13 protein-coding genes are annotated in these 20,778 nt (G+C 64.3%); 7 read left to right on the top strand and 6 right to left on the bottom strand.

Features of this window, described 5'->3' with window-relative positions:
* Positions 1–198: 198 nt before the first annotated feature.
* A complete protein-coding gene (locus AC3WN8_RS04095; RefSeq protein ID WP_492668112.1) occupies positions 199–906 on the top strand; it encodes a TorF family putative porin in 708 nt (235 codons plus the stop codon).
* Between the two features lie 97 nt (positions 907–1,003).
* On the opposite strand, the gene AC3WN8_RS04090 is transcribed toward AC3WN8_RS04095, so the two are convergent.
* Positions 1,004–3,064, bottom strand: coding sequence for a TonB-dependent siderophore receptor (locus tag AC3WN8_RS04090; RefSeq protein WP_492668111.1), 2,061 nt, complete (start codon positions 3,062–3,064; stop codon positions 1,004–1,006).
* Between the two features lie 369 nt (positions 3,065–3,433).
* Between AC3WN8_RS04090 and AC3WN8_RS04085 the strand changes: the two genes are divergently transcribed.
* Positions 3,434–4,543, top strand: a complete 1,110-nt coding sequence (locus tag AC3WN8_RS04085; protein WP_492668110.1) for a helix-turn-helix transcriptional regulator — start codon at positions 3,434–3,436, stop codon at positions 4,541–4,543.
* Between the two features lie 49 nt (positions 4,544–4,592).
* Here AC3WN8_RS04085 and dgcN read toward each other — a convergent pair whose 3' ends face one another.
* Positions 4,593–5,585 carry an N-acetyltransferase DgcN gene (gene dgcN / locus AC3WN8_RS04080; protein ID WP_492668109.1) on the bottom strand — a complete coding sequence of 331 codons (993 nt, stop codon included), beginning with the start codon at positions 5,583–5,585 and terminating at the stop codon, positions 4,593–4,595.
* Positions 5,586–5,785: 200 nt separating this feature from the next.
* Between dgcN and AC3WN8_RS04075 the strand changes: the two genes are divergently transcribed.
* Positions 5,786–7,066 (top strand): spinster family MFS transporter, encoded by a 1,281-nt coding sequence (locus AC3WN8_RS04075; RefSeq protein ID WP_492668108.1) that lies wholly within the window; start codon positions 5,786–5,788, stop codon positions 7,064–7,066.
* A gap of 89 nt (positions 7,067–7,155) precedes the next feature.
* Here the strand turns inward: AC3WN8_RS04075 and AC3WN8_RS04070 are convergent, their stop codons facing one another.
* From AC3WN8_RS04070 to AC3WN8_RS04060, 3 genes are read right to left on the bottom strand one after another with little or no spacing between them, the layout of a single operon-like run.
* Positions 7,156–7,635: an arginase family protein gene (locus tag AC3WN8_RS04070; RefSeq protein ID WP_492668107.1), complete on the bottom strand. Its 480-nt coding sequence runs from the start codon at positions 7,633–7,635 to the stop codon at positions 7,156–7,158.
* Positions 7,527–7,970, bottom strand: a complete 444-nt coding sequence (locus AC3WN8_RS04065) for an arginase family protein (RefSeq protein ID WP_492668106.1) — start codon at positions 7,968–7,970, stop codon at positions 7,527–7,529. Before AC3WN8_RS04065 ends, AC3WN8_RS04070 begins: the two co-directional genes overlap by 109 nt.
* A gap of 48 nt (positions 7,971–8,018) precedes the next feature.
* Positions 8,019–11,489, bottom strand: a complete 3,471-nt coding sequence (locus tag AC3WN8_RS04060) for an indolepyruvate ferredoxin oxidoreductase family protein (RefSeq protein WP_492668105.1) — start codon at positions 11,487–11,489, stop codon at positions 8,019–8,021.
* A gap of 273 nt (positions 11,490–11,762) precedes the next feature.
* Here AC3WN8_RS04060 and AC3WN8_RS04055 point away from each other — a divergent pair, with 273 nt between their 5' ends.
* The gene (locus AC3WN8_RS04055; protein WP_492668104.1) at positions 11,763–14,561 is read left to right on the top strand and encodes a TonB-dependent receptor plug domain-containing protein; all 2,799 of its coding nucleotides are present in this window, start codon (positions 11,763–11,765) and stop codon (positions 14,559–14,561) included.
* A gap of 160 nt (positions 14,562–14,721) precedes the next feature.
* Here the strand turns inward: AC3WN8_RS04055 and AC3WN8_RS04050 are convergent, their stop codons facing one another.
* Positions 14,722–16,359 (bottom strand): alkaline phosphatase family protein, encoded by a 1,638-nt coding sequence (locus AC3WN8_RS04050; protein WP_492668103.1) that lies wholly within the window; start codon positions 16,357–16,359, stop codon positions 14,722–14,724.
* A 184-nt stretch (positions 16,360–16,543) separates the two neighbouring features.
* Here AC3WN8_RS04050 and AC3WN8_RS04045 point away from each other — a divergent pair, with 184 nt between their 5' ends.
* The 3 genes from AC3WN8_RS04045 to AC3WN8_RS04035 all read left to right on the top strand — a co-directional run bounded on the left by AC3WN8_RS04045 (position 16,544) and on the right by AC3WN8_RS04035 (position 20,721).
* Positions 16,544–17,725 (top strand): pyridoxal phosphate-dependent aminotransferase, encoded by a 1,182-nt coding sequence (locus AC3WN8_RS04045; protein WP_492668102.1) that lies wholly within the window; start codon positions 16,544–16,546, stop codon positions 17,723–17,725.
* On the top strand, positions 17,716–18,360 hold the full coding sequence (locus AC3WN8_RS04040; protein WP_492668101.1) for a glutathione S-transferase family protein: 645 nt from the start codon (positions 17,716–17,718) through the stop codon (positions 18,358–18,360). The genes AC3WN8_RS04045 and AC3WN8_RS04040 overlap by 10 nt, the downstream gene beginning before the upstream one ends.
* Before the next feature lie 147 nt (positions 18,361–18,507).
* On the top strand, positions 18,508–20,721 hold the full coding sequence (locus AC3WN8_RS04035; protein ID WP_492668100.1) for a TonB-dependent receptor: 2,214 nt from the start codon (positions 18,508–18,510) through the stop codon (positions 20,719–20,721).
* Positions 20,722–20,778: the final 57 nt, after the last annotated feature.

Below are 20,778 nucleotides of genomic sequence, written 5' to 3'. Positions count from 1 at the left end.
GAATGCAGACTCTAGCGGAGATTTTGAACCCGGCTTGATCGAAGCGTGACCGGACTTGACCTGCAAGGCGGAACGGGGGCGCCCGTTTGTGCTCTTGTCCCGGGGCAAAGCGCTAAAATCGATCCCCAATCCGAGAAGCGGCGCGACGCCGCATTGCTCACATACCGCAGACTGCGGAATGCTGTGGAGGGGCTTGGTATGAAGAGCGGGTTTTGGACTGCAACGGCGTTTCTGGTCCTCGGGTCGGCGGAAGCGGCATATGCGGCTGAATCGGAAACCGCCGCGAGCATCACATTGGTCAGCGATCGGGTCTGGCGCGGTCTTTCGCAGACCGCCGGCGATCCCTCGATCACGGGCGAGGCCAAATGGAATCATGCGGATGGGCCGTTCGTCGGGATATTGGCATCGAATTACCGATCGGATCAGACCGGTGATTCCGGTATCGCGCTGACGCCCTTTTTCGGAATCAACCGCACCGTCGGAGCCGTCAATATCGACGTCGGATATCTGTATCGCGCCTCGATCGGGGCGTCGGACCGGGATTTCGGGGAAGCGACCATCTCCGCGGGATACAAGATCGGCCCGCTGACGGCCCGCGCCGGCATATTCTATTCCTGGCAGCATTACCTGCTGGGCCAGAATACATATCTCTATCTCGACACCCGCATGCCGGTCGGAACGGTGCGCGGCGTGCCCGTCTCCCTGTCCGGGCATGTCGGCGCGTTCGATGCGCGCGGCACGGCCGACGATTACCGGGATTGGAAGCTGGGCCTGTCTGCAAAGCTGCGCCGGATAAGCCTGAGCGCAAATCTTTCCGATGCGAATGTGGATGCGGGCCGGTCCCGGCTCGAGGGCGCCCGCCATGGCGGAACCCGCTTTGCCCTGTCGGCCTTCATGCTGTTCTGAACGGATAGGGCGGGACGAACCCTCCGCCTTGCGGACGACAAAGCGCGCAGCGATCGGGTGATCGCTGCGCGCTTCGTGTTTCCGGCCAAACGGTCTCTCAGAATTTCCAGCCGAATGTCGCGCGCCAGATGCGCGGTTCGCCCGCGACCACGAACAGATCACCGAACGCGCCCGAGATATATTTCTTGTTGAAGATGTTGTTGACGTTGAACTGCACCGAGAACGGCCCGCTATTATAAGCGATGTTGCCGTTCACCAGCGCATAGGATGGAATGGTATAGGTGTTCGGCAGCGAGCCCTGCTGCTTCGAATAGGCGCTGCCGCCCAGGCTGACGCTCAATCCCTTCAACTGCCCGTCGACAAGGGCATAGCGCGCCCACAGGCTCCCCTGATGACGGGGGACGCCGATCACGGTCTGTCCGGCCGGGACGGCGTTGTCGGAGACGACGACGGCATGGGTATAGGCATAGCTTGCGATAAGCTGCAGGCCGGTCATGACCTCGAACTGGCCGTCGAGCTCGAAGCCTTTGCTGCGCTGCTTGCCCGTCACCGCATAGACGCCCGGCGTGCTCGGGATCGGCGTCGCGACGTTCGAACGCGTGATCTGGTAGATCGCGGCCGTGCCGCTCATCCGGCCACCGGGCGCCGCGAACTTGATCCCCGCTTCATAGGCTTCGCCATTCTCGGGGGCGACCGGATCTCCGGCGAGATCATAATAGCCCGGCTGCGGCAGGAAGGAGCGTGCGAAGCTGAGATAGGCCGAAACGCCCGGATGGAATTCATAGGTCAGGCCCGCGCGCGGCGAGAATTTGTTATAGTCCAGATCGTTGATCTTGACGGTGTCGTAGCGGCCGCCGAGCGTCAGGTTGAGTTTCGGGGCCAGCGTGACGGTATCCTGCAGGTAGAATCCGAACGCTTCGGATCGGGTATAGGCGCTGGAATAGCTTCGCGGCTGCGCCACGAAGACGCTGTAGTCGGGATTATAGACGTTGAAGGTGAACAGCGGCGCGAAGCCGAGGGCGAGACGCGACGGCAGTTCGCGGCGCTGAAACTCCGCGCCGATGGTGACGCGGTGCCGCAAGGGGCCGGTCATCGCATCGATCTGGAAACCGTTGTCGATCGAATAGATCCGCCGCTTCTCGAAGGAATCATTCCCATATTGGGTCTGAAGCCCGGTGGTGGGGTCATAGGACAGCGGCTGGTAGAGATTGAGATAGGCCAGATCGAGATCGGAGTATCGGGCGTTGGCATAATAGGACAGCTTGTCGCTGAAGCTGTGCTTGAATTCGAACCCGGCGGTGATGAAGGTCTGCTCGATCTTTCCCTTGTTATCGGGGTCGCCGATATAGACCGACCTGTCGTAGAAGCCGAGCGGACCTTCATAGACGAGACCGGCGGCCGGCTGATCGGGAATGAGCTCGCTCCAGTCCCGTGACAGCGACGCCAGGAAGGTCAGGCTCGTCGACGGGCCGATGTCCCAGGTGAGTGATGGCGCGATATACAGGCGCCGTGTCGCGGGATGGAAATCGATGAAGCTCCGATCGTTGCGATAATTGGTGACGATCCGTCCATAAAGATTGCCGCTATCGGTCAGCGGTCCCGAAACATCGACCATGGTCGAGTAGGACTGATAGCTTCCATAGCTACCGGTGACTTCGACATGCGCGTCGCGCGTCGGGCGCTTGCTGACCAGATTGACGAGGCCGCCGGGCGAACCCTGGCCGAACAGCACCGAGGACGGCCCCTTGATGACTTCGACCTGCTCGAGGCCGGCGAGTTCGATGTTGATCGCCACGCCGCGCGGCAGGCCGTCGACATAGGTGTAGCTGCTCGCGTCGAAGCCGCGGATGCGGAAGAAATCATAGGATCGTGCGTAGCTGCCGGTCATGACGCCCGCCACGTTCTGCAGGGCGTTCTCGAGCAGGTTGGCGCCCTGGTCGCGCAGCAGCTTGGCGGACAATATCTGGATATTCTGCGGCATTTCCAGCAACGACACATCGGTCTTGTTCGCCGTGGTCAGCCGTGAGCCGGTAACGATGATATCCTGTGCCGCAGGCGCTCTGTCCTGCGACGCGTCATCTTCCTGTGCCATTGCCGGCAGTGAGGTGCCCGCCGCAAGCATTGCGAGCATCCCGGCGACCGAAGAACGAACAACCATCTTTTTTCTCCCCCTGATAGGCACGGCCGCCCATTCCCCCTTTTCATTGATTGAGTCGGGATGGGCGATGGTCGGAGATTGAGCCGCTATCCCGTACCCCGCTTTGCGGATGCGTGCGCAGGATTTGCTGCACAGCACAGCCGCTCGCATCCGGCACAGCCGGCGACCGGATCCGTTAAGGCCGACCGCCCGATCGTTGAAGCATGCCGGGGTCGGACCGCCGGTGCGGGCCCGATCGGCAAAGTGTGCGACCCTTCCGGTTAAGTTGTCGCGCGCGGTGTCCTTATTCTGTAACATGGATCGAGCCCCGCTGGAGAGCGGGACATGATCGTGCCCGCCGGTGATACCGGCGGTTGCGGGAGAGAGTTTATGGCGAGTCTGGACGTTCGCACCCGGATACCGATCACGCGCAGTATCGAGGATATGAAGCGCATGTATCGCTCGATCCACGATACGGGCGGGCGAACACCGGTCCCCGACGACGGTTGGTTCAAGCCGCTGGGCGAGGCGGGCTTCCGCTACGATTATGATATCAACATCGCGCGCGGCGGCTGGGAGTTTCACGAACTCGGCGCCGGGCTCAGCCTGATCGTCACCGATATGGTCGCGGTGATGCCGACGCCCCGTTGCCACCACATGACCGATCATCTCGTCATGTCGATCGTCGTCGATGGCGTGATCCCCTTCGCCGATCCCCGCGGCATCACGCCGGCCGATCCGATGAGCAGGGGCTTCTGCACCGTTTACGGCCTGCGCGAGGGCAGCGTCGTGGAGACCTTCTACGAGCCCGGCAAGCATTTGCGCTGGCTCAGCATCGTCATCGAATGCGAACGTTTCCACGACGCGACGGGAATCGATCCGCGGGAACTGCCGCTCGATCTGCAGGCCTTTCTGACGGAAGGCGCGGAGCTTCGCGCGCGCCATGTGCCCGTTACCCATCCCGCCGTCTCCCTGGCCGCCGTCCACCTCCTGGAATGTCCTTATGAGGGTACGTTCCGCAGCGCCTATATGCGGTCGAAAGTCACCGAGCTGATCTGCCATGTGCTGGCGGCGATGGCGGATTCGGCGCATGTCCATCTGGGCGAGCATCTTTCGTCGGCCGATCTCCGCAAGCTGGAACGCGCCATGCAGATCCTGCGCGCGAGTCCGCAGACGCCCGTGCGCGTCGACGATCTGGCGATGGAGGTCGGACTGTCGCGACGCCGGCTCCAGCACGGTTTCCGTCAGCTCTATGGCGATACCGTCTGCAATGTCCGCGATCGCCTGCGCATGGATCTTGCGCTCGACCTCGTCGTCGATTCGAGCATGTCGATGATCGAAATCGCGATGGAGACCGGATATGAACATCCGGCGAGCTTCACCCGCGCGTTCAAGGCGACGTTCGCATCCTCGCCCATCGCCACACGCAATGCCGCACGGGCGGGGCGTGTCGCGCGCAGGCGACAGGATGTCGCGCGGGCGCGGGCCGTCACGTCCTGACGCGACGGCCCCCCGGACATTGCGGCCTGAACGATCCGCCCCGGCCCGATCAGTCGAGCAGCCTGTCGACGATCCTTGCCGGACCGTGCAGCAGGGGATCGCAGCATGGCAGCCCCGTTTCCGCCTCGATCCGTTCGATCAGCGGCATGACCTCATCGGCGGGAAGCGCGCTGCTGTTGATGCTCACGCCGACGACGCGCACGGCCGGATTGGTCAGGCGCGCTGCGGCCAGCGCCATTTCGGCCAATTCCATGATGCCGGGCACGGGATAGTCGAGCCCGAGCAGATTCGGCCGTGTCGGTTCGTGGCAGATGACCAGGGCGTCGGGCTGGCTGCCATGGACGAGCCCGAGAGTCACGGCGGCATAGGCCGGATGCGAAAGCGATCCCTGACCCTCGATGATATCCCAATGATCGGGATCTGCGTCCGGGGACAGCCACTCCGCGGCGCCGGACACGAAATCGGCGATGACGGCATCGATCACGACGCCGCGGCCGGCGATGAGCAGGCCTGTCTGTCCGGTGGCGCGGAAATCCGCCGCAAGCCCGCGTGCGCGCATTTCGCGCTCGATCGCCAGCGCCGTATATTTCTTGCCCACCGCGCAATCCGTGCCGACAGTCAGCAACCGTTTGCCGGTCCGCTTGACGCCGGTCCCCGGCGCGAAGCTGCGCGTGGGCGCGCGGACGTCGTGGATTGTCCTGCCCAGCCGCGCCGCGGCATCGGCGACCGCCGGAATGTCGGCGAGCCGCTGATGCATGCCCGATGCGACATCGAGCCCCGCTTCCAGCGCCTCGATAATGCTGGCGAGCCATTTGTCGGGAAGGATGCCGCCGACATTGACGACGCCGACGATCATCGTCCCTGCGCCTTTGGCGAATGCCTCGGCGGGATTCATCTCGGGCAGGCCGAGATCGGACGTGCAGCCGGGCAGCCGGAACTGCCCCAGGCACAATTCCCCCCGCCACTGGCTTATGCCCGCGCCCATCTTGTCCATTCCGACGAGATTGGCGTCCCCCAGGAAGAGGAGATAGGGGCTTTTCATGGTTCGAATCCTCGGCTGAATGTGATCGTGCCCGTTGGTGGCCGAGCCGGAGGCGGGGTGCTTAGCCGTATGGAGCCGAATCTGTACGGTTCAGGCACCGGGCGAGCATGACGATCCGCGATGAGAAGACGGCGCCCGTTCCTGCATGGTCGCGATTGCCGGCGACGCTAGAGTAAGCGGACAATGGGCGGAGACGGGACATGGGTGCTGCGATTTCGAACGAAGGCGGGCATCCGCAGCGCGCCATGCTGCTTGTGCTGCTCAGCGCGACCTATGCCGTCAACTATGTCGATCGCCAGATCCTCGCCATCCTGCTCGAACCGATCAAGCATGACTTCGGCTTGAGCGATGCCATGCTCGGTCTGCTGGCTGGGCCGGCATTCGCGCTGTTCTACGCCACTATGGGCGTTCCGATCGCGATCCTGGCGGACAGCCGCAACCGCGCGCATATCATCGGCGCCGCTTTGCTGTGCTTCAGCCTGGCGACGGCGGCTTGCGGACTGGTCGTGCAGTTCTGGCAACTCGTGGCGGCACGCGTGCTGACCGGCGTGGGAGAGGCGGGGACGGGCCCGGCCTCGCAATCGATGATCACCGACCTTTTTCCGCCGGAAGCGCGCGGCCGGGCACAGGCGCTCTACGCCGTGGGCGTCAATATCGGAATCATGGTCGCATTCCTCGCCGGCGGCTGGATCGCCCATCGTTTCGGTTGGCGTGCCGCGTTTCTCTGGGCGGGAGTGCCCGGGCTGGTGCTGGCGCCGCTTTTCTTCATGAAGGGGCGCGAACCGGCGCGCCAGACATCGCCCCAGGACGGCGATACGCCATCGCTGGCCGCCAGCGTGCGGTTTCTGCGCGGGCAGCGCGCCTATTGCTGGCTGGTTCTGGGCAGTGGTCTCAGCGCGTTCGCCGGATATGGCGTCGCCACCTTCGTTCCGGCGTTCCTGATGCGCTCGCACGGCCTCGATACGCAGCAGGTGGGAACCATCTTCGCCTTGATCCTCGGGGTGGGTGGCGGATTATGCACTTTCGGCGCGGGGATGATGGTCGATTGGCTCGGCCGGCGGGACGTGCGCTGGTATATGCGGGTGCCGATCGTCGGCATCCTGCTCGCGCTGCCGTTCTGGCCGCTGTTCCTGCTCGCGCCGAGCATCACGGTCGCGGTTGCGGCGGCGATCGTGCCGCTGTCGGTCAGCGCCGTCTATATCGGCCCCTGTATCGCGACCATCCAGATGGTGGCGCCGCCCAAGATGCGCGCCCGGGCGGCGGCGATCCAGCTTTTCATCGGCAATCTCATCGGATTGGGGCTGGGGCCGCAAGTGATCGGCATCCTCAGCGACACGCTCGCGCCGCGCTACGGCAATGATTCCCTGCGCTATGCGCTGCTGGCCGGCGTCGGCGCCAGCATCTGCGCGATTTTCGCCTATTGGCGGGCCTCGCGCAATCTCGTGGCCGATCTCGCTCGGCTCGAGGCGCGGCGGGGTTAATGCTTTCGGTATGCGCGGGCGGCGGCTTCGAGTCCGTGAGCGACACGCGGTCCGGATCGGGCCGCCTTATTCGATTCCCCCGGAAGCGGTCAGCTTGTCATGGCGACATCCTGCGCCATCCGCCCCGCGAGTTCCTTGACGAGCTTGGCCGCGACCGCTGCGGTCATGCCGTTGATGTCGTGGACTGGATTGAGCTCGACGATGTCGACGCCGATCACGGGCCCGGAAAGCCTGTCGATCAGGTCGAGCACCTCGCGCACCGAAAGCCCGCCCGGTTCATGGTGCGAGACGCCCGGCGCGTAGGCGGGATCCAGGCTGTCGAGATCGATCGAGACATAGGTCGGGCCGGCGGGCAGCGCGGCGATCGCTTGGCTATATTGGCGCGCGGTGAAGGCTTTGACGCCGTAGCGCTCGATCTGCGCCTTTTGCGTGGCGTTGATCGTGCGGACGCCGATCTGCGTCAGGCTTGCAGCCAGGCCGCGTTCCTTGATCCGCGCCATGGGCGAGGCGTGCGAGTGCGGATTGCCGTCGAAATCGGGATAGAGATCGGGATGCGCATCGATATGCACGAGATGCGGGGCGGGTGCCCCGCGCAGCGCAGGCCTTCCAGGATCGGCCAGGTCACGAAATGGTCGCCGCCCAGGAAGATCGCGGGACCGTCCGCGAACAGGCCGGCCGCCGCGTCCGCGATCCCGTCGAGATCGGCCGGGGTTTCGGTGAGCGCCGCATCGCCGCGATCGCGCAGCAGCCCGTCGCTTTCCAGGTCCCAGCCATTTTCGGACCACATATTGGACGATCCGGACGTGAGGCTCGCCCGGATCGCGGCCGGTGCCGTCGCGGGCCCGCGCAAGTGCGACGAGTTGACGTCGGTCGGAAGGCCCAGAAGCGATATCCTGACGGACATTGGGTTGCGATCCTCGGCTGGAGTTGATGACGATACACCAATGGCGGATCAAGCGCCCGCAGCTACGCCCTTATGCTCGGCGATCTTCGCCTGATAGGTCGCGACCGCCGCTTCCTTGACCGGTCCGAAGCCCCGGATCATGTCCGCCAGGCTCAGCAATTGCGTCGCCGATCCGTGGGTGTCTGGCGTCAGCCGCTGCAATGCGGTTTCCACCAGTGCTTCATAATCGGCGATCAGGCGCCGTTCCATACGGCGTTCGGCGGTGCGGCCGAACGGATCGAAGGCGGTGCCGCGCAGCCCCTTGGCGGATGCCAGCAGCTTCAGGAACGGTCGCAGCTTCGCCGCACCGAATTCGCGCTTGCGCGGGCGACCGTCGGGTGTGCGGCCCGGCAGCATTGGCGGTGCCAGGTTGAACGACAGTTTCGCGCCATCGGCGAAGGTCCGGTCGAGTTCGGCCCGAAGCGACGGATGCGTCAGCAGCCGCGCCACTTCATATTCGTCCTTGTAGGCGAGCAATTTTGCGTAGTTGCGCGCGACCGCCATGGTCAGCGCGTCGCTCTCCGGCAGGGTGGCCCGCTCGATCTGGCGAACGCGGTCCACCAGGTCGCGATAGCGGCGGGCATAGGCTTCGCCCTGATAATCGGTCAGATGCGCGCTGCGGGCCGCGATGACCGCGTCGAGCGAATGATCGGGTTGCGGTGCCGCTTCGCTACGCCGCATCACCGCCACCCGATCGGGCTGCTCGGCATAGAGGCGGCCGAGCCGGAACGCCATCAGGTTGAACGCCACCGCGGTGTTGTTGAGCGTGACGGCCTGTTCGATCGCGGCGGTGCCCACGGGCAGCAGGCCGCGCTGCGCGGCGACGCCGACCATGAACATATTGGCGGCGATGCTGTCCCCAAGGATCTCGGTCGCCAGTGCGGTCGCATCGATTCGCTGGATCGCGTCCTCGCCGATCAGCGCGGTCAGCCTTTGCACCAGCGCGCCGCTGTCGACCGTCGCGTTGCGATCGAACTGGAACGCCACTGTCGAGGTGACATCGCTATTGACGAGCGCGCGGCTGCGGCCAGGTTCCAGCGTGGATGCCGCTTCGTCGGAGAGCGCGGCGACGAGATCGAAGGCGAGCAGGACGTCGGTTTCGCGCCGGCCGATCTTCTGGCTGGAGATGCGTTCGGGCGTGTCGGCCAGGCGGATATGGCTGAACACGGCGCCGTTCTTCTGCGCCAGCCCGGTCATGTCGAACATCGATGCCGCGCGCCCTTCCAGATGCGCGGCCATGCCGATGATCGCGGCGACGGTAATCACGCCGGTGCCGCCGATGCCGGCGACCATGATGTTGTAGGTGCCGCCCGCGATCGGCGCGATCGGCGTGTCGGGCAGGCTGTCGAGCAGGGTCGTGTCGAAATCGAGCCGCTCGCGCTTGCGCGGTTCGGCGCCATGGACGGTGATGAAACTGGGGCAGAAGCCGTTCAGGCAGCTATAGTCCTTGTTGCAGCTCGACTGGTCGATGCGGCGCTTGGTGCCGAATTCGGTTTCGACCGGCGCCAGGCTGACGCAGGTCGACTGGACCGAACAGTCGCCGCAGCCCTCGCACACCGCCTTGGAGATGAAGAGCCGCTTGGGCGGATCGGGATAAAGGCCACGCTTGCGCCGCCGCCGTTTCTCCGCCGCGCAGGTCTGTTCGTAGATCAGCACGGTGCAGCCGGGAATCTCGCGCAGCTCGCGCTGGACGCTGTCCAGGCTGTCGCGATGCTCGATCCGGATGCCGGCGGGCAACTCGGCATTGCCGCGATGCGCGTCGGGATTGTCGCTGACCAGGATGATCGTGCGCACGCCTTCATGCGCCACCTGCTGCGCGATCTCGGCCACCGAGATCGGGCCATCGACCGGCTGCCCGCCGGTCATGGCGACGGCGTCGTTGTAGAGGATCTTGTAGGTGATGTTGACGCCCGAGGCGATCGCGGCACGGATGGCGAGCAGGCCCGAATGATAATAGGTGCCGTCGCCCATATTCTGGAAGATATGCTTGGTCTCGCTGAACGGGGCCATGCCGATCCAGTTGGTGCCTTCGGCACCCATATGCGTGGGGAGAAGCGCCTCTTTCGGCCGCACGAAGGTCGCCATCGTATGGCAGCCGATGCCGGTCATGCTGATGCTGCCGGCGGGGATCTTGGTCGATCGGCTGTGCGGGCAGCCGGAGCAGAAATAGGGCGCGCGCCGTGGCAGCGCGGCATTGCCCGTGCTTGTCGCCGCCCTGGGCGCCAGTGCCCTGCGCGCGGCGCGGATAGCGCGATCGTCGATCCCCAGCCGGTCCAGCCGCTCCGCGATCGCCAGCGCGATCGCGATCGGTTCCAATGGCATGGCGGACGACATCAATATCGCCCCGTCCTCGTCACGCTTGCCGATCAGGTGCGGGCGTTCGGGCCGGTTGACCAGGATCGATGCGATCTGCGCCTCGACGAAGCTCACTTTCTCCTCAACGACGAAGATGGTTTCATGGCCGGTGGCGAATTCGGCGATGCCCTCCGGTTCGAGCGGCCAGATGCAGCCGACCTTGTAGAGCGACAGCCCCAGCCGTGCCGCCGATCGGTCGTCCAGGCCCAGAAGCTCCAGCGCCTGGCGGGTGTCGCTATAGCTTTTGCCCGCGGTGACGATGCCGAGGCGCGGCGATTTGGCGCGGAAGAGCGTGCGATCGATGCGGTTGGCGCGGACGAAGTCCTGCACCAGCGGCAGCCGGTGATCGGCGACGATCAGTTCCTCGCCCAGCGGATTGAAGACGCCGGACTGGGCATGCACGCCTTCGGGCGGCAGCGGGGGATAGGGCGGGGTGACGGGCGCGAAGCCGGGCAGGTCGATATCGGCCGACACCGTCTGTTCAACCACTTCGGTTACGCATTTGATGCCCACCCATGATCCGCTGTAGCGCGACATGGCATAGGCGAGCAGGCCGTAATCGAGGATCTCGGCGGCATTGGCGGGATAGAGTGAGGGGATGAAGGCGGCCGCCATCGCCTGTTCGCTGTGATGCGCGATCGTCGATGATTTGCCGGCATGATCGTCGCCGTAGAAGATGGCGACGCCGCCATGGCGGTGCGCGCCGCCGAAATTGCCGTGCTTCAGCGCATCGCCCGACCGGTCGACGCCCGGCCCCTTGCCGTACCAGGCTGCGAAGACGCCGTCATATTTCTGGCCGGGCACCGCGCCGATCTGTTGCGTGCCGCGCACCGCCGTCGCCGCGATATCCTCGTTCACGCCGGGCTGGAAAACCACGTTCGCCGCCTCGAGCCGCCTGGCGACCGACCAGAGCGTGGTGTCGACATTGCCGAGCGGCGACCCGCGATAGCCGGAGATATAGCCTGCGGTGTTCAGCCCGTTCGCCGCATCGATGGCGTGCTGCGCCAGCAGCACGCGCACGATCGCCTGGGTGCCGTTGAGCAGGATACGGCCCCTGTCGACGGTCCATCGGTCGTCCAAGCTGGCAGGACGTTGTCCCTGCGGATCCTTGGCTGCGGATGCCATTTTTTCTCTCTCCAACTGTCCTGCGGTTCCCAAACGCCGCTCGTCGTCACCCTGATCGCGCTACCGGGCGTGGATGTGCGCAACAACCATGCAAAACACCATAGAGGTAGCGGCCCGGCGCGCGCCAGCCGCCCCGAAACCCCTGCAATCTGTGAGATTGTCGATCATCGCCGCCATCGGGAAGATCGGCACCGGGGGATGCCGCAACCGGCCGATAATCGATCCGGGCCGGAAGCGGCGATCGGGAGGCGATCAACCAAGAGGGAGGAACGAATGCACGGGTACAAGGCATTGAGCATTTGGGGGCGGGGCGCCAGCATGCTGGCGCTGGCGACGGCGGCATCGCTCGCATGGGCGGGCGGCGCGCTGGCACAGGCGGCGCCGGACCAAGGGAATGCGGCGAACGAGGGCGATAGCGAGATCGTCGTGACTGGTTCGCGTATCGAACGCGCCGGCTTCGACCAGCCGACGCCGACCACTGTGATCGGCACGACCGAGCTTCGTCAGGGCGCGCGGCCCAATCTGCAGCAGGTCCTCAATGACTCGCCGCAGTTCAGGCCGACCACGACCCCGCAGGTTTCGGTGGGCAACACATCCAGCGGCAATGCGCCCGTCGATCTTCGCGGCCTGGGCGCCGCGCGGACGCTGACATTGCTCAACGGACGCCGCTTTGTCGGCAACAACAATCTCAACTATCTGCCGCTCAACATGATCGAGCGGGTCGAAGTGGTGACCGGCGGCGCGTCCGCCGCCTATGGCTCCGACGCGGTCGCCGGCGTCGTCAACATCATCCTGAAGGATAAGCTGGAAGGCCTGAGTATCGGCGGGCTGACCGGCATCTCGTCGCGCGGCGACGGCATGCGCTATGGCGCGGACCTGAGCTACGGCACATCGTTCGCTGGCGGCAGGGGCCATGTCATCTTCGGGGCCGAATATGTCAATGACAAGTCGATCCCCGATCGCAATTCGCGCCGCAATCTGGGCAGCGCGCAGATCGTCCGCATCAATCCGCTGAGCACGACCGATCAGCGGACGATGCTGGTTCGCGACGTGAATTTCGGCGACCGCGCGTCCGCCGGCCTGATCACCAGCGGGATCCTGGCCGGACAGGTATTCAACGAGGATGGCACCCTTCGCGCCTTTCGCGGCGGCACGCTGGTGCCCAGTTCAGCGAACCCGACATCGCGCTTTCCCGCGCAGATGATCGGCGGCGAGGATGGCGTCGGAACCTATGACGCGATCGCGGTGACCACGCCGGTCGAGCGGATCAGCGCCTTTGGCCAGCTGAGCTACGATCTTGGCGGCGTACGCGTCTGGGCGCAGGGCAGCTATGGGCGATCCGCGTCCAGTTACGGGCTGCTCGCCGATTCGGGCGTGGCGGCGACGACGACGATCCAGGCGACCAACCCGTTCCTGTCCCCCGCGATCCGCGCCCAGCTTGCCGCAGCCGGGGAAACCAGCTTCACGCTCGGCAAATTCTACGATGGCGCCTTCGAACTCGGCTATCACGGCGTTCGCGAGCAGAAGGAAGGGGCGATCGGGATAGATGGCGATATCGGCCGCTGGAAGTTCAACGCTCACTACAGCCACGGTCAGGTCGATTTCCGCCCCTATGTAACCAATGCACGCGTGGTCTCGCGATACAATGCGGCGATCAACGCAGTGTCGAGCGGTGGGCAAATTGTCTGTGCGATCAACGCGGACGCTAATCCTGCCAACGATGATCCTGCGTGCCGACCGCTCAACCTGTTCGGGCGCTATGGCGCTTCGACCGAGGCGCTCGACTATGTCATGGACACGCAACGCACCCATATCCGCACCAAGCTCGATGCGATGGCCGCGCAAATCCAGGGCGATCTGTTCTCACTCTGGGCTGGGCCGATCACCGTGGTAGTCGGCGTTGAAGCGCGATTCGAGGAACAAGTGCAGGAAAGCGGCACGCTCGATCGCGCTGGTGCGTTCGGGCCGCTCAACCTTTATGGCAATCCGGTCAATGGCGGCTTCAACGTCAAGGAAGGCTTTGGCGAGATCGCGGTGCCGCTACTCGATGTTGAGGGCACCGCGAAAATCGATCTCAATGGTGCGGCGCGTTATTCTGATTATAGCCGCAGCGGCGGAATCTGGTCATGGAAGGCTGGCGGCACCGCGCGGCTGTTCGATACGCTGACGCTACGCGCCACGCGATCACGCGATATTCGTGCACCATCCATCACCGACCTGTTTTCCGTCCGCAGCATCGGCATCGGTTCGGTCAACGACCAGGATTTCGTGGGACGTCAGGGCGTGATTCCCGGCTATATCCAGGCACCGGCGCAGGTGACGAGCTATTCGGGCGGCAATCCGGACCTGAAGCCGGAGATCAGCAAGACGATCACCTTCGGCGCGGCCTTCACGCCATCGTTCATCCGCGGCTTCAATCTTTCGGTCGACTATTACAATATCAGGATCGCCGGCGCGATCGCCACGCTGTCGCCCTCGAACCTGACATTGGCGTGCCGGAACGGCAGCACGGCCGCGTGCGATCGGATCACCCGCGATCCGACGACGCAAACCGTGATTGAAGTGCGATCGAACGCGCAGAACATCGCGTCGTTCCAAAATAAGGGCTTCGATTTCGAAGCGTCATATGTGCTGCCGATGAACGCGATCGCACAGGATATGTCGGGCTCGCTGCGCATCCGTGCGCTGGCCACCTATGTGAAGACCTTCATCTTCGATACCGGCGTTGCGCGCGTCGATACGGCCGGTGACGTGAATGCGGCCAATTCCACGCCGAAATGGCGCGGTACGCTCAGCCTCAACTATCAGGGCGAGTCGATCGGCCTCGATGCGCGGGTGCGCTATGTCGGCGGCGGTCTCTACGATCATCTCAACGTCAACCTCGTGAACAACAAGGTGAAGTCCAGAACCTATCTGGATCTTGGCGCGCAGTTCAGGATCGCCGGGAAATTCACGCTGTTCGGAAATGTGAACAATGTGTTCGATCGCGCACCGCCGATCAGCACGGGTGGCCCGATCTTCTACGACGCCGTGGGCACATATTTCAGCGGTGGCGTGCGCGTGAACTTCTGAAGGCCGCCGCCTTCCCGGTTTCGATCGGGAAGGCACGCGCATCGCGCGATGGATCTGCTCCAGGTTGCCCTTTTTTCCTGGAGCAATGGCTCGGGGTATCGGTCCCCGGCGCCGGTTGGCCGGCTCGTGTATTCCTCTTCACGAGCCGGCCTTTTTTGGTTTAGCGCCCGCACGATCCGGCCGGGCCGGGATCGAGATCCAGGCAGCGGCCGTCTATCTCTTCGCCGGCGATGTCGAGGCCGATCAGCGCTGCGAGCGTCGGCAGGATATCGACGGTCTCGACCGACAATGGCTGCTCGAACCCGGTCATGCCCGGGCGGTAGAAGAGGATCGGCACGCGGCGGTCGTAGCCCCAGGGCGAACCATGCGTCGCGACGGCGCCCATCGCCGGATCGGCGATCGGCGTCACATGCGGTTTCAGCAGCACGACCAGATCGCCCGACCGTTCCGAATCGAACGAGGCGCGGGCGCGTTCGGCCAGCGTCCATTCCTCCACCGGCGGGGCAGGGTTCGGCATGCGCCTCAACTCATCCGCGCTGAACACGGTCGCGACCTGCGGATGGGCGAGCAATTTCGACCGGGCCAGCGCGATCGCGCGCGCGCGCATCTCCGCCGGCACTTTCCGCGACAGATACCAGTCGCCGAACGGGCCGTCCGAATAGAAGAGCGGTTCGGCGATGCCCAGTTGCAGCGTGTCGGCAACCGCCTTGCCGATCGCGTCGGTCGAAAGGTCGCGCGCCACCCGCTGTGCACCCGCAAAACCGCGCGCCACATTGCGCTCGGGAAGGTCATGCCCGCCATGGTCGGCGGTGAGGACGACGACATAGTCAATCTTGCGTGCATCGAGCGCGGACAGGATCCGCCCGATATCGGCATCGAGGCCGAACATCCGGGCGCACATCTCAGCGCCCTCCGTCCCGAAGATATGGCCGACATAGTCGGTTGCCGACAGGCCGATCGTCAGCAGGTCGGTCGAGGGCCCCTGGCCGAGCTTCAATTCGTCGAGCAGGCCGATTGCGAGATCGGTGGTTGCCGCGTCGAACGCCGCCGTCGCGCGGAACAGGCTGGCATCCCCGGCCTTGCGTTCGGTGAGCATGCCCACCTGCTGCCCGTTGCCGAGCGGCACCGGTGCGGAATAATGCGCGCATTGCGCGGGCAGCGTCGCCCGGCCCGGCCTGGCGAGAATGGCTGCGACCTGCGCGTTGATCCGCCCGACGGTCGCGGGCGCCGGCCCGGTGCTATCGGCGAGCGTGACATAGCTCTTGCCGCCCCAGAACCACATCTGGTCGGTGCGGTGCCCGCCCATCATCACCGCCGCGCGATCCTTGCCGGCGACCGCGACGACCCGGCTGGCGGGATCGGCTGCCTTCATGCGATCGCCAAGCGTCGGCGCCTTGAGCTGGGCCGGGCTGACGGTATAGCCGCCAGCCGCGTCGCGGGCGATCGCGGGATCCTCGGCGCAATAGACGAGCTTGCTTGCCCGGGGCGACGACAGGTCATACCAGAAATTCGCGATGATCCCGGTTCGCGCGGGATGCGATCCCGTCAGGATCGTCGAATGGCCGGGGCAGGTTTCGGTTGCGGCATGGCTTTGATAGCCGGACGGAAACACCGCGCCCTCCGCCAGGCGCCGCATGCCCTTTGTATAGAGCTGCCGATATTCCGCGAAGAGATCGGCCGAGAACTGATCGACGGATATGGCCACGATCAGCCTTGGCTTCTCCGGAGCACGGGCATGGAGCTGCGAGGGCAGGACGGCGGCGATCGCGATTGTCGTCATCAGAGATAAGCGGTTCATTATACTGGATTCTTTCTGAATCTGGATGGAATGGCGCTCCACGAGCGCTATCGGGCCGCGGATCGCGCAACAACCGTGCAAAAAACCATAGAGCCGCCATCGGCGGACGCGTCCGGACCCTGCAATCTGTGAGATTGTCGATCGCCGGCCGCGCCGGGAAGATCGGCCCTTCAGGAGGGCCCAGGTGACCGCGACGATAGAAGCATTTCATACCATCGATATCAGCCGGCATGCCATCGCGCTGCGCTCGGCGGGCCGTTCGATCATTCATATGGAGTTCGGCCAGCCTTCGACGGGTGCGCCGCAGGCCGCGATCGACGTCGCGCACCGCATCCTCGATACCGATCCGCTCGGCTATTGGGAAAGCCCGGCGCTCAAGGAACGCATCGCGCTCCATTACCGCCAATCCTATGGCGTCGATGTCCGCCCCGAACGGATCATCCTCACCTGCGGGGCGTCACCTGCGCTGATCCTGGCGCTGAACATCGCCTTCGCCCCCGGCGCGACCGTCGCGACCGCGCGTCCGGGCTATGTCGCCTATCGCAACAATCTGCGCGCGCTGCATATGTGGGTGCAGGAGATCGAGTGCGGCGCCGAACAGCGCTTCACCCTGTCGGCCGATGCGATCGCCGCGCTCGATCCCGTGCCCGACGGCATCATCGTCGCCAGCCCCGCCAATCCCACCGGAACGATCATCGCGCCGGACGAGATGGCCCGCATCGCGCGGCTGTGCGCGGACCGGAACATCCGCGTGATCTCCGACGAGATCTATCACCGGCTGAGTTTCGGCGAACCCGCCAATTCGATGCTGCAATATCTCGACGATTGTTTCGTCGTGAACAGCTTCTCCAAATATTTCAGCATGACGGGCTGGCGGCTGGGCTGGCTGGTGGTGCCGGAGGACCAGGTGGCCGCCGCCCGCGCGCGCATGGGCAACATGTTCCTGACGCCGCCCTCGCTCAGCCAGCATGCCGGGCTGATGGCATTCGAATGTACCGAGGAACTCGACGAGCATATCGAAACCTATCGGCGAAACCGCCAACTCTTGCTCGATGCGCTGCCGTCACTCGGGCTGGGTTCGATCGCGCCGCCGGATGGCGCATTCTACATCTATGCGTCGATCGCACATCTGACCGACGACAGCCTGGGATTCTGCATGAGAATGCTCGACGAGATTGGAATCGCGACCGCGCCGGGCGTGGATTTCGATCCGGTCCACGGCAACGGCTTCATGAGGATCAGCTTCGCTGTGGCGACCCCCTTAGTTGAGGAGGCTATTGGCCGGATGAAGACGTGGTTCCCGAAGCAGGCCCGATGCGAAGCGGATGATGTTGCGATTGCAAATGGAATCGGTCGATGGGCCTGACGCTTCATCATCTCGATGATTCCCGGTCGCAGCGTATCCTCTGGGCGTTGGAAGAGATTGGCGTTCCCTACGATGTCCGGCATTATCACAGGGATCCGGAAACCAATCTTGCGCCTGCCGATCTTCGCGACGTGCATCCGCTTGGAAAGTCACCGATCATCGAGGATGACGGTCGAATAATCGCTGAATCCGGCGCGATCGTTGAATATCTTTGCGCGCGATATCGCTCGAATGGCTTGGTGCCGCCCCCCGGCTCCGACGATCATGTTAGGCACCTTCAGCTCATTCATTTCGCCGAAGGTTCGGCTATGCTGCCTATTCTGCTCGAGTTGTATGCGGGACGGCTTGGGCACGCTGCCGCGCCTTTGCGGGCAGGCATCGACCGTGAACTGAATCTCCACTTCGATTTCCTCGAAGCCGAGCTTCGGCCCTCGGGCTATTTTATCGGCGAAACATTGAGTGCGGCCGATATCCTCCTGAGTTTTCCGGTCGAAATAGCGGTCAAGCGGGGCTGGTGTGGTATGCGGCCGAGATTGTCCGCTTTTGTCGCGATGATCCAGGCGCGCCCTGCCTTCAGGCGGGCGCTTCAGATCGGTGGCCCTTACCGCTTCACTCTTGATCAAGCGACACCCTGAAGGTGCGGCAACCGGATACGCCGCACAACAGCTTGCCTAGCTGCTTCGATCCACTCCCAGCCTTCACGCCTGGTGGAGATCAATTCGCACATGAACGACGAACGGACCGGGAAAGGTCTCGCCTATCCAAGGGGAAGAAGAATGAGAATGATCAAGACTCTGTTGTCCGCCTCGATGCCTCTGGGCTGGCTATTGTGCGTGGCGCCAGCCCACGCCCAGCAACCCGACACTGACGCGGAGCACGATACGATCATCGTCACCGCGCAGAAGCGCGAACAGACATTGATAGACGTGCCGCAATCGGTGTCGGTCGTCTCGTCCGACACGCTCGAGCGCCAGCAGGCGACGAGCTTCCGCGACTATCTGAAGCTCGTTCCCGGCCTGCAGCTCAATGGCGGCAGCGCGGGGCAGGGGCGGCTGACCCTGCGCGGCATCAACACCGGCGGCGGTGGCGCGACGGTCGCCACCTATGTCGACGAGACCCCCTATGGATCGAGCACATCGCTGGTCGATGGCGGTTCCTATGCCGCGGATGTCGATACGCTCGATATCGCGCGGGTGGAGGTGCTGCGCGGACCGCAGGGCACGCTGTACGGCGCGAGCTCGCTGGGCGGCGTCGTCAAGTTCGTGACCGAGGCACCCGATGTCAGCCGGCTCTCCGCCCGGGCGCGGGCGACGGCCGAGACCACCGATGGCGGCGACATGAGCTATGGCGCGGCGGGCGTGCTCAACCTGCCGCTCGGGGACACCTTGGCGGTGCGCGGCTCGGGCTTTTACCGCAAGACCGGCGGCTATATCGATTCCGTCGGTACTGCGGGCTCGGACGTCGCGAAGAACATCAATGGTTCGGCAAGCTATGGCGGCCGCATCTCCGCGCTGTTCAAGCCGAGCGAGGCGCTGTCGATCCGCGCCTCCGCCGTGCTCCAGGATATCCGGAGTGACACCGACAATGTGGTCGAGGCGAACCCGAACGATCTTTCGCCGCTTTATGGCGGGCTGACCCAGGCGCGCTATGTGCCGGCCTTCACCAACCTGTCCTACCGCATCTACAATGCCACGATCACCCTCGATCTCGGCTTTGCAGACCTGCTCTCATCGACGAGCCGTTCGACGCTCGATGTCGACAACCGGCAAGAGCTGACCCCGCAATATGGCGCGCTGATCGGCGCGGTGTTCGGCGTGCCCGCCGATGTCTATGCGCACAACGTGACCAGGCAGCGCAAATTCACGCAGGAAGTGCGGCTGTCGTCGCATGCGAACGACAGCATCGAATGGCTGGTCGGCGGCTATTATACGCGTGAGACCGGATTGCTCGACCAGACCTATGTCGCAGCGAAGCCGGGTACCGTCGATCAGATCGCCGGCATTCCGCTGCTCGCCAAGGCGCGGCTCGCTTCGATCTACAAGGAATATGCGGGCTTCGCCAATGCGACCGTCCATTTCGGCGATCGCTTCGACATCACTTTAGGCGGACGTTATAGCCGCAACGAGCAGAGCGCGAGCCAGGATCTCGAAGGTGCGCTGGTCGGCGGTTCGATCGGCTATCCCGAAGAAACCTCGGCGCAGAATGTCTTCACCTATTCGGTGGCGCCCAAATTCAAGATCAACGATCATGTCTCGCTCTATGCGCGCGTTTCCAAGGGCTATCGCCCTGGCGGTCCCAATGTGCTGGCACCGGGCACGCCGGCGGGTACGCCCACCCAGTTCAAAGCGGATACTTTGGTCAGTTACGAGGCCGGGGTGAAGGCGGAGACCGCCGATCGCCGCTTCACCATCGATCTCGCCGCCTTTCATCTCGAATGGAAGGACATCCAGCTTTTCGCGCGCGTCAACGGCGTCGGTCTGACCGCCAATGGCGGCCGCGCCGAAAGCGACGGTTTTGAATTCACCTCCACCTTCCGGCCCGGCCCGGGCTTCGATATCTCGGTCAACGGCGCCTATACCCGCGCGCGGCTGAGCGACGATACCGATCCGGTCGTCGGCGGCCGATCGGGCGATCGCCTGCCGTTCACGCCCAAGGTCAGCATCGGTCTGGACGGCCAATATGAATGGGCGGTCGGCGGCGGCGCCAATGCCTATCTTGGCGGTTCGCTGCGCTTCCTCTCGAAGCAGCCGGCGGATTTCGATCCCGCCTATATCGCCGCCACCGGCCGCCAGCGCATGCTGCCATCCTATGAGGTGATCGATCTGCGCGCGGGCGTCCGCTTCGATCGTTTCTCGATCGAGGCCTTCGCCAAGAATCTCGGCAACAGCCGTGGCATCGTCGATGTCGCGGGCGTCGGCCGCTATCCCAATGGCGCGATGGGGACGGCGGTGCTCAGGCCGCGCACGATCGGGCTGACATTGGGCGCGGAGTTCTAGACAAGTGCGCGAAGTGGCCGAGACACGACTCCGATCCGCGGATGCGTGTCCGGCACT

Source organism: Sphingobium sp. FW305-3-2-15-F-TSA7, assembly GCF_058787155.1.
Note: the sequence above shows the minus strand (reverse complement) of the source record. Positions and strands in the feature narration are given on the sequence as shown.

What these genes read in the sequence shown, in the direction of transcription:
- AC3WN8_RS04050 (WP_492668103.1), bottom strand. Translation starts at nt 16,359, where the DNA reads ATGAACCGCTTATCTCTGATGACGACAATCGCGATCGCCGCCGTCCTG.
- AC3WN8_RS04040 (WP_492668101.1), top strand. Translation starts at nt 17,716, where the DNA reads ATGGGCCTGACGCTTCATCATCTCGATGATTCCCGGTCGCAGCGTATC.
- AC3WN8_RS04060 (WP_492668105.1), bottom strand. Translation starts at nt 11,489, where the DNA reads ATGGCATCCGCAGCCAAGGATCCGCAGGGACAACGTCCTGCCAGCTTG.
- AC3WN8_RS04075 (WP_492668108.1), top strand. Translation starts at nt 5,786, where the DNA reads ATGGGTGCTGCGATTTCGAACGAAGGCGGGCATCCGCAGCGCGCCATG.
- AC3WN8_RS04035 (WP_492668100.1), top strand. Translation starts at nt 18,508, where the DNA reads ATGATCAAGACTCTGTTGTCCGCCTCGATGCCTCTGGGCTGGCTATTG.
- AC3WN8_RS04085 (WP_492668110.1), top strand. Translation starts at nt 3,434, where the DNA reads ATGGCGAGTCTGGACGTTCGCACCCGGATACCGATCACGCGCAGTATC.
- AC3WN8_RS04090 (WP_492668111.1), bottom strand. Translation starts at nt 3,064, where the DNA reads ATGGTTGTTCGTTCTTCGGTCGCCGGGATGCTCGCAATGCTTGCGGCG.
- AC3WN8_RS04055 (WP_492668104.1), top strand. Translation starts at nt 11,763, where the DNA reads ATGCACGGGTACAAGGCATTGAGCATTTGGGGGCGGGGCGCCAGCATG.
- dgcN (WP_492668109.1), bottom strand. Translation starts at nt 5,585, where the DNA reads ATGAAAAGCCCCTATCTCCTCTTCCTGGGGGACGCCAATCTCGTCGGA.
- AC3WN8_RS04095 (WP_492668112.1), top strand. Translation starts at nt 199, where the DNA reads ATGAAGAGCGGGTTTTGGACTGCAACGGCGTTTCTGGTCCTCGGGTCG.
- AC3WN8_RS04065 (WP_492668106.1), bottom strand. Translation starts at nt 7,970, where the DNA reads ATGTCCGTCAGGATATCGCTTCTGGGCCTTCCGACCGACGTCAACTCG.